The organism is Marinomonas sp. S3726 (assembly GCF_000967665.1).
Classification (GTDB): Bacteria; Pseudomonadota; Gammaproteobacteria; order Pseudomonadales; family Marinomonadaceae; genus Marinomonas.
The window spans coordinates 83,431-96,910 of record NZ_JXYC01000020.1 but is presented as its reverse complement, the minus strand read 5'-3'; the positions used below and the strand labels follow the sequence as shown (position 1 = coordinate 96,910).

The following is a 13,480-nucleotide window of genomic DNA, read 5'->3' as shown; positions in this document are numbered from 1 at the left end:
GCCCTTTTAATCGCTCGAGGTAACCATTAACAAGGTGAGCAAATCGACGCACCAAAGGCTCAAACTTGCGTCAGGTAACCATAGAGGGCGAAATTGAACCCCAACTCACTCCAAGCCTATAGTGGAAACAGAGTTAGTTAAGGGCAACACACCCAAACAAACTCTTCTGAAGTAGAGAATAAAACAGATAGAAACACTTCAAGATTAAAGGTAATGCCAGCAGGCTTACTACAAGAAAAGATAACAAGGTTAAGCCTTATACCTCTCTTGTAATAATAATGAACTTTCTAATCTAGCATCAATGCTAGATACCTTATTTTTACTTCTTTAGTACTCACGAATTTCTAACTTTTCTTTTTAATCAGAGAGTTAGGTAAATCAAGTGAAGTAGCCAGATTATGCCAAACTTAATAACAACAATTCCTGGAGAATCTAGATGTTTAACCTCAACACCCTAAGCAAAAATGTGCAAAGAACACTCTGCACTGGTGCTACCTTAATCGCACTTACCACTGCTATGTCGGCCTCAGCAGCAGACCTTAGATTAAAGTTTGCAGGCACACTGCCTTTAGATCATCCAGGCACCAAGATGATGAAGCAAATTGAGAAGGACATTGAATCAGCGGATGTTGGTCTAAAAGTTTCTGTTTTCCCAGCGAACCAATTAGGTTCTGGTGAAGAACTGTTTGAAGACAGTATCCGTGGCAACATTGATATGGTGGCAGGCTTTATTTACTCACATAAAGACCCTGTACTTGAGATCAACTCACTGCCTTATCTTGCTAGTTCTTGGGCTGAAATGGACAGCGTGGTACGTAACAAAAATTCTGCCTACAACCAGATCATGCGCGAGCGTTTAGACAAGCTTGGCATTCACCTAATGGAAAACATTCCTGAAGGCTTCACCGGTATTGTGGCAAACAAAAAGCCAAAGAACTGGGAAGGTGTCGGCGAGAAAGGCATGAACATACGTGTTTGGTCTTCTAACGTAGTGAAAAACCTCGTTGAAATGATGGGTTATCGCTCAACAACTATGGCTTGGGGCGATATTTTCCCTGCATTGCAATCAGGCATAGTCGATGGCGCGATTTGCTGTACTAGCCAAGCAACTTACACCATCTTCGCTGTCAGTGATGTGGGTAAATACTTTATTGCTAACGATGCCATTATCGATATCTCTTCTTACTATATTTCACAGAAAACTTGGAACAAGATGACCATAGAGCAACGTACTGTTGTGTCTAAAGCCTTCACCAAAGCGGCGGATCAATTGTTCGATATGAATAAGAAGAATGACGAAATCTATCGCGCTAAATTAGTCGATAAAGGTTATGAAGTCCTTGTGCCTACTGATGCTCAAAAACTTGCTCTGAAAGAGAAAGTAAAAGCTGAAATCTGGCCTCAGATTGAACCCACTGTCGGTAAGGACACACTTGATCGCATCAAGGCTGATTCTCACTAATCAGTCCTATTCAGAGTATGGGAGCCTCCCACCCATACTCTGCTTTCAAGTTATCTGTTCACTAAAGTAAGGCTCATTTCATGGCAAATTATACGAATCAACTCCCCTCCGGGCTGCGGATACCACTGGACTTATTGATGAAGTTAATGAACGGCATCATTATCGCGTCAGGCACCATCATGGCGCTCACTTTTTTCTTTGTGGTGATTTTTAGATATGGCTTTAGGGCGGACTTGTTTGCTTATGAAGAATGGCTGATGACAATCGCCTTCTGGATGTTTTTTATGGCAAGTGCTGTCGCCAGCCATGATAGAGCCCATATTAATGCCGATATTCTTGGCACCCTAATTAAAGACCCCAAGCTTATTTGGTGGCGCTCTATCCTCGTTGAGGTCATAGAGTTATGCATAGTCGTCGTTGTGGCTTACTGGGGCTTCTTAATGTGCCAGGAAGAGTTTAATACTTACCCAAACTGGCAATCGACTATCGCTTTAAAAATCCCATTTCTGGTGCCTCGTATTGGTATTTTCCTTGGTTTTCTAATGATGGCTATCTATACCGCGCTTCACCTTTATCTGCTGTTAAGCAATGGCCCTAAAACACAACAACAGCCAGCATTACAGGACGCTCTATAATGATTATTGCAGGTACTCTTTTTATTCTTTGCATGCTTTTGCTAATTGGTGTGAGTGTGCCCATTGCCTTTGGCGGTGTACTCATGTTTTTGGCTTCCATGGGTGGCCACGAAGTGTCAGGTTATCTCCCGACTGGCCACTGGAAAATGAACTCCTTAGTCCTATTGGCTATCCCTTTGTTTATCATTGCGGGTGCGGTTATGGAGAAAGGCAGAATTGCCGCGCCCTTGGTGAGTCTGGCGGAGATGTTTGTTGGCCACTTAAGAGGTGGTTTATCCGCTGCAGCAGTGATTGCCAGTGGTATCTTTGGTTCCATCTCAGGCAGCGCCAACGCGACCCTGACTTGTATTGGTGGCATCATGATGCCCCATTTAAGAAAGGCCAATTACCCTAAAGGATTATCGGCAGCGCTTATTGTCAGCGCCAGCCCGCTAGGCTTACTGATTCCACCAAGCTCGTCCCATATTCTTTATGCTTGGGCAGCGCAGCAATCGGTACTGAAAGCATTTTTATCAACGGTTATTCCAGGCATTATTCTGATCACACTGCTGATTATCGTTAACTACATTTGCCTACGTCGTCAGAAAGACTTGCAACTAAACCTAGGGCAAAAAGTCGATAATTTCGGCCTTATGTTCCGAACTCGCTCCTTTAAAGCCTTTCCTGCGCTTATGATGCCAGCCATCATTTTGGGCGGCATTTACGGCGGTATCATGACCCCAGTAGAAGCGGCAGGAGTAGCGGTTATCTATGCCATTCCGATCGGTATTTATGTTTATAAAGGCCTAACTTGGCGCACCTTTTTAGACACCATGCGTAATGCTGGTGTCACTGTTGGTGTGGTCATGGTGATGATCTTTATGGTGCTGATTGTTAGCCGCTTTTTAGTCTTTGAAGACATCCCAAGCATTGCCCAAGAGTTGGTTTATTCTGTCTCGGATAACCCGATTGTGATTCTCTTGATGGTGAATCTGGTGATGATCTTAATCGGCATGCTGATGGATGACATCAGTGGCTTGCTACTCTCAACACCTTTGTTACTGCCAATTGTCACCGGTGTGGGCATGGACCCCATTCACTTTGCCGCCGTGCTTGGCGTTAACCTAGGTATGGCAAACATTACGCCTCCTACTGCTCCTTTGCTCTATTTAGGCGCCAGAGTGACACAAGTTCCGGTTAATAAGATGATGAAACCAACCTTGATTTTTATCGTTTTCGCCTGGTTACCCACACTTATGCTAACCACCTTTATTCCAGAATTATCACTCTTTTTACCTGAGCTGCTTTTAGGCTAGTCACTAAGATTTGAAATTCTTTTTATCAAGCAATTTTTAATAAACACGCTTTATTAAATAAACCTAATGGAGTCATTCTGGTATGCGTATATTAGCTTGTCAGATTCATATTCCGGCGATAGATAGCCGAGAAAAACAACTACAACACATCGACACTGTTATCACTAAATTAGAGACAGAGTTGAAAGATAAAAGCGTGGATTTGGTCGTTTTGCCCGAGCTTTCCACCATGGAGTATTCGGCTGAAAACTTTCAGAACATAGACACCTTTAGTGAAGAGCTCTATGGTGAAACCTATGACAAGTTCTCCAGTTTTTGTCGCAGAAATAAGGTGGCTATTTGTTATGGCATGCCTCGTAAAGAAGACGGTGATGCCTATATTAGCCAAGTGACTTTAGGCCGTAATGGTGAGTATCTCACCCATTATGACAAGATACACACAGCCGAATACGGTGATGCGGCTGAGCTTAAATACTTTAAGCGTGGCAACCACTTATCTGTATTTGAAGTGGATGGCGTGCGTGCTGGCATTATCATTTGTTATGACATGCGTTTTCCAGAACTCATCAGACGTCTGTGTGGTGAGTTCTCAGTCGATGTCATCTTGCATCCTGTGGCCTTCGCCCAAGACTTGTCCTTCCATACTTGGAAGCAATTTGTGGTGAGCCGCGCCCTAGAGAATCAGGTTTATTTTATGAGCATCAACCAAAGTGGCGATCATTTTGGCCAATCCATTATTTGCCCGCCTTGGGTGGATAATAAAGTACAACCACTCATCTTTGGGCAAGAGGAAGCTTTCCATCTTGTTGAAGTCGACAGAGAGGTGATCAGCAAGGTACGAAAAGAGATTCCTTATCGACGTGATACCTTAGCCGATTATGATGTTTTGCCAGTGCGTAGCTCAGAAAATAAATAAGCGAGAAATAACAACATTAAAAAGCCCCTTATCAAGTCATTGATAAGGGGCTTTATAGATTGAAATTGAACGAGAAACTAGAGTGGCCTTGCGTAAAACACCTTCTCTTCAGGGTCGAGATCATTACTTATATGTTTACGAATCTGTTCTTCTATCTCACCGGAATCTTCTTCAAAAATGCCGCATGCTTTTAAGGCTTCCTTGTGATTACAGTTTTTTCCTAAATAGGACAGAATCACCCTTTGGCTCACAGGTTCTCTAGCATCTGTTCCTGATACACCTAACATCAAACCCGATAACAGAGACACCTTATTCTTATAAGTCGGAAACAAGGTCACATGTATCATTTCGTTTTGCAGTAGCTCTTCGTAACCACTGATAAAAATACGGTTACCTAAGCCTGTCACCATGCCTTTAATCTTATAAATAAAATCGTTATGACTAGATTTGTCTTTTTGCGAAAGGCGCTCTATCCACTTAATAAAATAGCGCCCATCTTCTTTGAATATCATGCCGTAACCCTTGAGGATCTGGGTCGGAAAAGAGGTGGAGTAATAATAAATGTGATAGCTGCCTTCGTACTTGGACAAATCCATGGTCGAACTTGTCATCAGCTGGTCAATAATATGCAACTCAGGGCGATTCATGGAAGCGAGATTCAACTCATGAACTGGTCTAACCCTGATGATCTCTTCAAACTCTTCATGGGGCAGATAAATCTCGTGCTCTTCTAAGCCAAAGTAGTCACAGATACGGCGTAAATTATTGCCAGAAGGCGTGGTTTTAGCACTTAAGTATTTATTGAATTGTTGGCGGTTAATCTCCAACTCGCGGCACACTTCTGAGATAGATTTTTTATAATTGCAGAGTAATCTAAGGTTATCGGCAAAATTCTGTTTATTCATCTCTCATTGGGTCCATAGTCGGATTCAGCTCAATTTACCTATTTAGTAACAAGACGTTAGTAACTAGGTACTGATATTTAAAGACACATCAGTTAATTGAATAATAGTACACTTTTTATCGTTCTAACTTAATGACGTTAAAGCAAAAATATAATTTTGATTCAGGCTCACCCAGAAATATTTTGGGAGCCAGATACTTTCTTCTGTGTTATCCATGCTCACAACTCGCTCATCACACATATCATATTCAAGATAATCATCAGAAGCACAGGCTTACTCTTTGACAGGAATAGAGTAGGATAGAATCAGCAAAGGCTTCATGAAAGAAAGCACAAGCATTTAAGCCAATGACTCGAACCGATTACTTAAGCCAATTAAGACAGAAGAGAAACACACCCAGGTATTGGATTTTATTTGAATGGAAAACAACAAGCCCTTCTCTTTGCTAGAAAAGAAATCTATCTATTTTCTTGTCATTACAGTGTCCATGTACTTTTTTGCGCTTGATTTATACGCCCCTTCTTTACCGCAAATTAAAAGCCTTTTTCAAGCACCGTTTTACCAAGTTCAGTTAACCATCACCTTATTTGCCATTGGCTTTTGGAGCTGCCAACTCTTCTTTGGGGCGCTCATTTCCCATTATGATAAGCGTAAAGTTTTATTAGCCACGAGTGCCGTGTTTAGCCTAACAAGCCTCGCCATAGTCAGCACCAATGCGATAGAAACCTTATATGTATATCGCTTTATTCAAGGGGCTTGCTGTGCCTCCATGTATGTTATTGGCTTTGCAACAGCGAGGGAGCTGGTATCAGAAGACAGACTCAAAACCATCATGCCACTCTCTTCACTGGGTTTTACTCTCATGTCTGCTCTTTCTCCTATAGTGGGCGGCCTTATCATCCAGTTTGGCCAATGGCATCAAGTGTTTAGCAGCATGGCCTTTATTGGTTTTATCCTCTTTGTTTCGACCTACTTTTTATTCCCCCAAACGGCTAAACAAACCGATAAAGCCGTAACAAAAATGCGCTTTGCCTACTTTGTAAAAACCTCATACACAAACTACAAAGCCATGCTGACAAACTTAGTATTTACCATCAGCTCTTTTATCAGCATTAGCGCCGTGGTTGCCATGGTAATTTTTTATCAAATCGCCTCTTTCATCTTCATAGAAGAGGCACAGCTCAGCTCGTTAAACTTTGGCATCATCTGCTTTTTATTAATATTGGTATCTGTGTTCGCGAGGCTTTACTACCTAAGGTTTTTAAGAGAAACAAATGTAATGCAGGGGCTATTTAAATGGAGCTCTTTGTCTATTCTGGCGGCATTGATTAGCTACCTAAGTACCTTAACCCAAGGTATGGCGTTTATCCTTCTCTTTTCTCTAAGCTACTCAGCCTTTATTTTTGCCCTAAGTGTCGTCCACTGCTATGCCCTTGTTTATGCCTTCATGAAGGTAGATAAGTCGAAAACAGGCTACTCTGCCGCCATCTACGGCACCTTAACCTCATCTTATATCGTCATAGGCTCGGCCATCTCTTCTGAGTATGAACCTAGCGTTAACTACCTCATATTATTGATGATCGCCATGGCGTGTATCTGCCTCGCTGGTACGGCTTATATTTATTTTAAAACATTGATGGTAAAGCCAAGACCAGCACCAAATTAGGTATCTCGATCTAGACGGTCAGATTCGACAACTCTGAAAGAATAAACCACAATAATATCTGTATTAAGCGAATAAAAAGCCTGAGTTAAACCTTATAAAATACAGTTTTTAATCTTTTCTTAAGATAAACTTATCAATCAATATTTTTTATTAATGTACTTATAGAAGTATTTAGATCTAATCAAAACATATACATTCTAACCTTCGCTTTAAGAGCATAAACTCGCTTAAACTAGTTTCAATTTACTTTAAATTCGCGAAATTTAATAACTTTTACGTCTTTGTATAATTACTCTTGTCTGTTTAGTTTTTTAATTCTAATAAATAAAATAATGAGAGAAATATATGATAAAACCAGAGTTTACTGATGTTGTTATAAAAAAGTCTGACACGGGGTTTTATCAAAACTATAGTGTTCCAATCGCCCTAGGAAGTAAGAGTATTATTATTGCCCTAGCGCTTTGGGCCCTCTTGTGGCCAGAGTCAACTAACAACTTACTTGGGAGCATAAAGTGGTCCCTACTCGAAAACTTTAATGCCTTCTATATCATCTTATTTGGCCTTTTTTCATGCTTTCTCATTTTTATTGCGCTTGTTCCTTCAATAGGAAAACGCGTAATGGGCTTGCCCGGTGATAAGCCAGAATTCTCAACCTTCTCATGGTTTTCAATGATGTTTGGGGCCGGTTTAGGTGTTGGCTTAATGGTTTTTTCGACCGCTGAACCCTTAGGCCTTTGGGCATCTAACCCCGCAATATTAGCTCAAGAAGTTGAGGCCAATACGGCTGAGGCTCTCTTACCTACCTATCGTTATACCTTTGCTCATTATGGATTTCATACTTGGGGCGTGTTTGTCATTGTCGGTTTAGCATTAGCCTATTGTTCATATACCCGAGGAATGCCTCTAACATTAAGATCGACTTTAGCACCTTTAATCGGTAAATATGCAAATGGTGTATTGGGACATATCGTTGATATATTAGGTGTTGTTGCCACTATTCTGGCTGTATCAACAACAATTGGTTTTGGTGTGAGCCAGTTAATTGATGGTATTTATACTATTACTGGCATTGAATGGATCATGAATATCAGTGGCGATATACCAACACCCAGTAATGCAGGGTTAATCGCTGGCTTAGCATTAATCATGATTTTATCAATTGTTTCTGCTGTATCAGGTGTCGGAAGAGGGGTTAAATACCTTTCTAACCTTAATTTAATTTTATCTATATTCTTGTTATTAATATTCGTTTTCTTTGGTTCATTTTTCTTTGCGATGACCACCTATGGCACTGCGTTTGTTGATTATATTTTGCATTATATTTCTCTATCATTTAATGCCTATTTACCAATGAATGAATCTCAATATTTAGATCTCATCCCTGAATCTGCAAAAGCATTTTCAAGCGAACTATTCGCTAACTCAACGAATGCTTGGGGAAGTTATCAAAGCTTCTTATCAAGCTTATCCGATAATGCAGCAGCACTTGATGAAAGTACTCTTAAACAAGCCTATATAGCAGGAAATGAAGGCCGTCAATTTGCATGGCAAGCAGGCTGGACAACCTTTTATTGGGCTTGGATGGTGGCATATGCGCCTTTTGTCGGCTTATTCCTTGCTCGAATTTCAAAAGGTAGGACGATTCGTGAATTCATTTTAGGCTGTGTCATCGCACCCTCTTTGGTTTGCTTTGCTTGGATGACAATATTAGGTGCGACAGCGATTGACCTTGAATTAAGTGGCGTTGCAGATGGATCAATTATTGACGCTTCAAATACAAATAAATTATTTATAACGTTAGGCTACTTATTAGAAGGTGAGTTTTTAGCACTGGTTAATATTATGTGCGTCATTTTGGTTCTCACATTCCTAATCACTTCGGCTGATTCGGGTATTCTTGTTATGAATACAATCATGTCAGGTGGCGATCAAGATGCAGGCATTAAGCATCGCATTGTTTGGGGAGCCATCCTCACTGCCGTCATTGGTACTCTGCTTTTAGCCGCAGGCGATAACAACCCTATGGAAGCACTAAGAAATGCCATGATAATAGGCGCACTGCCCTTTGCTATGATCCTAGGCTTAATGATGATTGCCATGTGCAAAGCCATGTACGTCGATAGCCTGTTACTCAAGCAAGAAATCAAACAAGAAAAGTAGCGTAAACTCATCTCAGAGAAAATATAGCTAAAAATTTATCGCTAGAAAAACCTAAAAAAACGAGTGATTAAATTAACCTTAAAAACCCAATAGAGCCGTATATTTACAGCTCTATTGGGTACTTTATCGCAGGCAGAATCATAGTAGATAAAAAAATAAGAAAAGACCTAGTGAATTAGGTGCCTCAACCCAATTTTTAAGCAAGTGAACCACCTCGTTACCATGCTCTGCGTGGTAATGTATACCATTGAGCTCCAGCTCAATAAAAGTATCTCAAGAGAGTAAAAACCAGTAAGAAGAATAACCAGCCTTTTCTTAATAACATGGGAAGAAGGAGAATAAGAAGTTATCTACGAATTAGAAAACAGACATAAAAAAAACCGCAGCTGATAAATCAACTGCGGTTTTTAATATGGTGGGCCTACCGTGACTCGAACACGGGACCTGCCGATTATGAGTTTCTATTTTGACTCATTGACGCAGTTATACGGAAGTTGATAAACGTATATTTTATCTTTATTTTCAAACACTTATAGAAATTATTTTTTGATAAAGGATTGTAGACGTCTACCTGTTTTGATAGATTTTGTAGCACAGATGTAGCACAGAAACAAAATCAGGAGATCAAAATGGACGTTAAATTCACCAAAGAAGCCATCAATTCACTAGAAGCAATTGATAAGCGAATTCGTGTAAAAGACACCAAAATTGATGGACTATTAATTGAAGTTCTACCCTCTGGTCGAAAGTCATTTCGTGTCTACAAAAGAGTAAAAGGTAAAAACGCACCTGTAAGTGTCACCCTTGGTCAGTTCCCTGCCGTTAGTATTGAGAATGCCCGTAAAAAAGCATTAGCTGTACTTGATAAATTAGCTCATGGCATCAACCCAAATGTTCAGGCACGAATTGAAGCCAAATCAAAAATCACTTTATTAGAAGTCTATCAAGATTACATCTCACAAAAGGAGCTCACCACTTCAAGTTTGCGTGGTTATGATCAAATCATGCGAACTTATCTAGACGATTGGAAAAGCAAACCTATCGCTGACATTACTGAAACACAAATCAAAGATAGGCACGCGTTTCTTACTGAAAGCAGTAAGGCTCAAGCGGATTATTGTATGCGGGTTCTAAGAGCACTATTTAACTTTGCCAAGTTTGAATATAAAAACGCGCAAGACAGACCTATCTTTCTATACAACCCTGTTGAAATTCTGAGCCACAGGAAGCAATGGAACCACGTTGCCAGAAAACAAACTCGCATCACTAAGAGTCAGATTAAGCCTCTATTAACGGGACTAGATAAAATACGTTCTGAATCAGATTGTTTTATGAGGGCTGTTTGTGATTTTGTTGAAATGGCGCTTTTTACAGGATTAAGAAAGACTGAGCTACTATCCCTTCAATGGAAAACAGTGAGCCTTAAAGAACGCTCTTTTTATGTTGAAGAAACTAAAAACGGAAGTCCGCTAGAACTTCCTATATCAGACCATCTTTTAAGCATCTTTAAACGCAGACAAGCTGAGACTAACAATGAGTACGTCTTTCAAGCTGACAATGAACACGGTTATATCAGAGAGCCGAAAAAGTGTATTGCAAGGATAGTGAATGAAACAGGTATTCAATTCACTCTGCATGACCTGCGTAGAACCTTTACCAGTACCGCAGAGCTATTAAGAGTCGGGACATACACTATAAAGAGGCTACTGAACCACAAGACCCAAAGAAATGATGTTACCGCAGGCTATACAGTATTAACGGCTGAAGAACTGAGAGAACCCTCTCAAGCGATTGAGGACAGCTTGCTCAATGGACCAAAGAGGGATAAGGAAAAAAACGCTGAAGTTGATATTAGAGAGCTGTTAAGTCAGATGAGCCCAGAAGAAAAGCTCGCTTTAATTAAGTCTTTCTAAATCATTTTAAATTTAGAACGGTATAAATACTTTCTGTTGATAAATGCCCTGATGCAATAAGAGTAAGCGATATAAAACCTAACAAGTATATTTTCATTTTCCAAATTAAAAAAGAACCACCTATAAAGCCTTTATACTTTTTACGATTGATTCTAGCAAACGCAGAATAGTTTTTTATTTTTGAAACAGTCCATAAAAACAAAACAAATATAAAAAAATATGCAAAAGGCTGAGGATGCTTAAATTGCAAGGCTGTAGCTGAAAGAGTTATTGCTAAAATCCCAACAACATCGTTGATAAAGGAAAAATATTTCTCCTGATTTGCTTCATCATTATTTAAATATATCACTTTAAACTCCAATTTAATTTAATAATTAAAGTCACAAACCAATATAAGAAAGGTAAGCATAACTGGAAGAAAAGAAAAAAGAATAGCAAACAAAACATCAAATATTTTATATTGAAAAATGATTAATTGTTTTTTAAAAAAACCTAGAAAATCATCAAAACCAAAATCTTTCGGATGCTGTGTTTGAAAATATTTATCATCTATAGGAAGATGATTAAAAGAGTACTTTTCTAGCAACGAAGCATATTTTTTAGATAATTTTTTCTCATTAACATTCGATTCTAAAGATAAAATTTTATTATAAAACTGATCAATTTCCAAAGCGCAAGAATGATGCTTTTCAGCCTGGAGGCCATAATTTTTTCCGCCTTCATGTAATCCATATGATAAAATAATTATTGCTAAAATTATTGAAACATATGAAAGGTATGAAGAATTATCTGTACTTATTCCGAAGGTGTTAGTTAGTTGCAATACTGAAATAGCAAGTAAGTGTATAGAAGAGAATGTTGTAACAAAAGTAACTATACTTTGTTTTCTTAAAATTCGTCTATTAGCATTAAACCTACAACCTTTAGTTCTCCATACTTTATGCTTTAACTTTTCTAAAAATTCACTCATAATAAAGTCCATTGAAAAATGGTACGCACTACCTAATAATTTCACAAGTTTAACTTTTTACTCTTAAGAGTAAAAATTGTATAACAAAAAGAAGGTTACATTAACTCATCATCTTAAGATGGGAGCCTTCATACGACATATCGTATGTAGGTAGTGCGCTATGACATACTACCAAGATCAGCTTCTAAATTCACTAAACTTTTACCTTTAACTTGATTAAATAGTTTATCAATTTGTTCAGGGGTATAAGATTTATTACTTTTCTCAACTATATAACCCATTTTAATCAAGTAAGATAACTTCTCTTCATTGGTATTATAGATGTTATAATTATGAATATAGCCACTATAAGGGCTATTTTTTGCTTCAAAGTATGATTTAACCAAACTTTTTAGTTCTGATGGAGGAGTAAAATCAAATACCTTCAGCCTTTTAAACAAATCTCTAATTATAAAATCAATTTTATACAAGAGACTAAAGTCATTAATTTCTAAAAAATAAAAGACCCATCCGTAACGTTTATCATCACTTATAGCACCTGTAATTTTTTCATTAAGTTTAAAAATAAATGCAGTTTTTAATTGATCCATAGTTAAACCATTAGAGTTCTTTTCTCTCCAAATAGCATTATGTTTCATATCTGTGAATAATGCAGCTAAGCTAGCAATAAACCTTTCTTCTGTTGCTTTTCTAACCTTAACTTTGGGGTACTCTATACAATACCCCAAAAAGTCGAATGAGTTAGTAATCTTTCCTTTATCTATTTTTTCGTCTGAATGAGTTTCTAATGAAAGCTCGCCCATAAGCCTATCTACTTCTCCATGAAGATAGTCAATATCATTTTTTTCCGAAATTATAAGTATATCATCTACATATCGAACATAATAAATTCCTTTATCATAAAAAAAATCATCAAAATTCATTAAATATATACTTGAAAGAACATTTGATATGGCTAAACCTTGAGGAACTCCTTTTTCTCTTCGGTATTTAGAAGAGTCTTTCTTTCGATAATCTATAGGTACTGTTTTATTATATATAGCTCTTCTCAAGAGCAAAAATAAGCTATCTGAAGAAACTTTAGTTTTAATATTATTAAGCAATAAGTCTCTACAAATACTATCAAAAAAAGTTTTTATATCGATTTTTAAAAAATAAACTTCTTTATCTTCATTTTTAGAAATCGTTTTAACAATGTCTCGAATAATAACATTTGGAAGTTTTTTAGAAACTGAATTGGGAAACGTATTATGTAAAATATCCTTCAAAACTGATAATACTAATTTATCTCTAAGTGCTGGTTTAGAAATAACTCTTGGTTCTCTGCCTCTACCTTTAGATTTCAATATTTCCAAATACGGAGTATATCGATAGTTATTCGAAGCTATTTTCTTTATTAAATTATCACAATTCGACTCAATATTTTTATAAAACAAAATAGAGTCAACACCATCAATACCTTTTCCACTTTTATTTTTAAGCCGCTTTTCAAAAACATCAGTCAAATTTCTTTTGTTATAATATTTTTCTAGAATATCATCCATAACTAAAACCTAAA

Annotated in this window: 11 protein-coding genes; 7 read left to right on the top strand and 4 right to left on the bottom strand. The window is 38.0% G+C overall.

The features are described 5' to 3' along the window. Positions 1-436: 436 nt before the first annotated feature. The 4 genes from dctP to TW85_RS16445 all read left to right on the top strand — a co-directional run bounded on the left by dctP (position 437) and on the right by TW85_RS16445 (position 4,308). A complete protein-coding gene (gene dctP / locus TW85_RS16460) occupies positions 437-1,462 on the top strand; it encodes a TRAP transporter substrate-binding protein DctP (RefSeq protein WP_046018225.1) in 1,026 nt (341 codons plus the stop codon). Positions 1,463-1,599: 137 nt separating this feature from the next. Then, entirely contained in the window at positions 1,600-2,097 is a 498-nt protein-coding gene (locus TW85_RS16455) for a TRAP transporter small permease subunit (RefSeq protein ID WP_238326236.1), read from the top strand. Continuing rightward, positions 2,097-3,392 carry a TRAP transporter large permease gene (locus tag TW85_RS16450; protein ID WP_046018223.1) on the top strand — a complete coding sequence of 432 codons (1,296 nt, stop codon included), beginning with the start codon at positions 2,097-2,099 and terminating at the stop codon, positions 3,390-3,392. Before TW85_RS16455 ends, TW85_RS16450 begins: the two co-directional genes overlap by 1 nt. An 82-nt stretch (positions 3,393-3,474) precedes the next feature. Beyond that, positions 3,475-4,308, top strand: coding sequence for a carbon-nitrogen hydrolase family protein (locus TW85_RS16445; RefSeq protein ID WP_046018222.1), 834 nt, complete (start codon positions 3,475-3,477; stop codon positions 4,306-4,308). A gap of 77 nt (positions 4,309-4,385) precedes the next feature. Here the strand turns inward: TW85_RS16445 and TW85_RS16440 are convergent, their stop codons facing one another. After that, positions 4,386-5,213, bottom strand: coding sequence for a helix-turn-helix transcriptional regulator (locus TW85_RS16440; protein WP_046018221.1), 828 nt, complete (start codon positions 5,211-5,213; stop codon positions 4,386-4,388). A 418-nt stretch (positions 5,214-5,631) separates the two neighbouring features. On the opposite strand from TW85_RS16440, the gene TW85_RS16435 reads away from it, so the two are divergent. From TW85_RS16435 to TW85_RS16425, 3 genes are all read left to right on the top strand, one after another. After that, the gene (locus TW85_RS16435; protein ID WP_046018220.1) at positions 5,632-6,879 is read left to right on the top strand and encodes an MFS transporter; all 1,248 of its coding nucleotides are present in this window, start codon (positions 5,632-5,634) and stop codon (positions 6,877-6,879) included. 345 nt (positions 6,880-7,224) lie between these two features. Next, positions 7,225-9,039 carry a BCCT family transporter gene (locus TW85_RS16430; RefSeq protein ID WP_046018219.1) on the top strand — a complete coding sequence of 605 codons (1,815 nt, stop codon included), beginning with the start codon at positions 7,225-7,227 and terminating at the stop codon, positions 9,037-9,039. 629 nt (positions 9,040-9,668) lie between these two features. Further along, the gene (locus TW85_RS16425) at positions 9,669-10,952 is read left to right on the top strand and encodes an integrase family protein (RefSeq protein WP_046018218.1); all 1,284 of its coding nucleotides are present in this window, start codon (positions 9,669-9,671) and stop codon (positions 10,950-10,952) included. Between the two features lies 1 nt (position 10,953). Here the strand turns inward: TW85_RS16425 and TW85_RS16420 are convergent, their stop codons facing one another. From TW85_RS16420 to TW85_RS16410, 3 genes are all read right to left on the bottom strand, one after another. Further along, positions 10,954-11,301 carry a hypothetical protein gene (locus TW85_RS16420; RefSeq protein WP_046018217.1) on the bottom strand — a complete coding sequence of 116 codons (348 nt, stop codon included), beginning with the start codon at positions 11,299-11,301 and terminating at the stop codon, positions 10,954-10,956. A gap of 18 nt (positions 11,302-11,319) precedes the next feature. Next, on the bottom strand, positions 11,320-11,922 hold the full coding sequence (locus TW85_RS16415; RefSeq protein WP_046018216.1) for an SLATT domain-containing protein: 603 nt from the start codon (positions 11,920-11,922) through the stop codon (positions 11,320-11,322). Positions 11,923-12,080: 158 nt separating this feature from the next. After that, the gene (locus tag TW85_RS16410; protein WP_046018215.1) at positions 12,081-13,466 is read right to left on the bottom strand and encodes a reverse transcriptase domain-containing protein; all 1,386 of its coding nucleotides are present in this window, start codon (positions 13,464-13,466) and stop codon (positions 12,081-12,083) included. Positions 13,467-13,480: the final 14 nt, after the last annotated feature.

Excerpts from the sequence above, each read along its gene's own strand:
- TW85_RS16455 (WP_238326236.1), top strand. The coding sequence starts at position 1,600 with ATGAAGTTAATGAACGGCATCATTATCGCGTCAGGCACCATCATGGCG.
- TW85_RS16425 (WP_046018218.1), top strand. The coding sequence starts at position 9,669 with ATGGACGTTAAATTCACCAAAGAAGCCATCAATTCACTAGAAGCAATT.
- TW85_RS16440 (WP_046018221.1), bottom strand. The coding sequence starts at position 5,213 with ATGAATAAACAGAATTTTGCCGATAACCTTAGATTACTCTGCAATTAT.
- TW85_RS16450 (WP_046018223.1), top strand. The coding sequence starts at position 2,097 with ATGATTATTGCAGGTACTCTTTTTATTCTTTGCATGCTTTTGCTAATT.
- dctP (WP_046018225.1), top strand. The coding sequence starts at position 437 with ATGTTTAACCTCAACACCCTAAGCAAAAATGTGCAAAGAACACTCTGC.
- TW85_RS16430 (WP_046018219.1), top strand. The coding sequence starts at position 7,225 with ATGATAAAACCAGAGTTTACTGATGTTGTTATAAAAAAGTCTGACACG.
- TW85_RS16410 (WP_046018215.1), bottom strand. The coding sequence starts at position 13,466 with ATGGATGATATTCTAGAAAAATATTATAACAAAAGAAATTTGACTGAT.
- TW85_RS16445 (WP_046018222.1), top strand. The coding sequence starts at position 3,475 with ATGCGTATATTAGCTTGTCAGATTCATATTCCGGCGATAGATAGCCGA.
- TW85_RS16415 (WP_046018216.1), bottom strand. The coding sequence starts at position 11,922 with ATGAGTGAATTTTTAGAAAAGTTAAAGCATAAAGTATGGAGAACTAAA.
- TW85_RS16435 (WP_046018220.1), top strand. The coding sequence starts at position 5,632 with ATGGAAAACAACAAGCCCTTCTCTTTGCTAGAAAAGAAATCTATCTAT.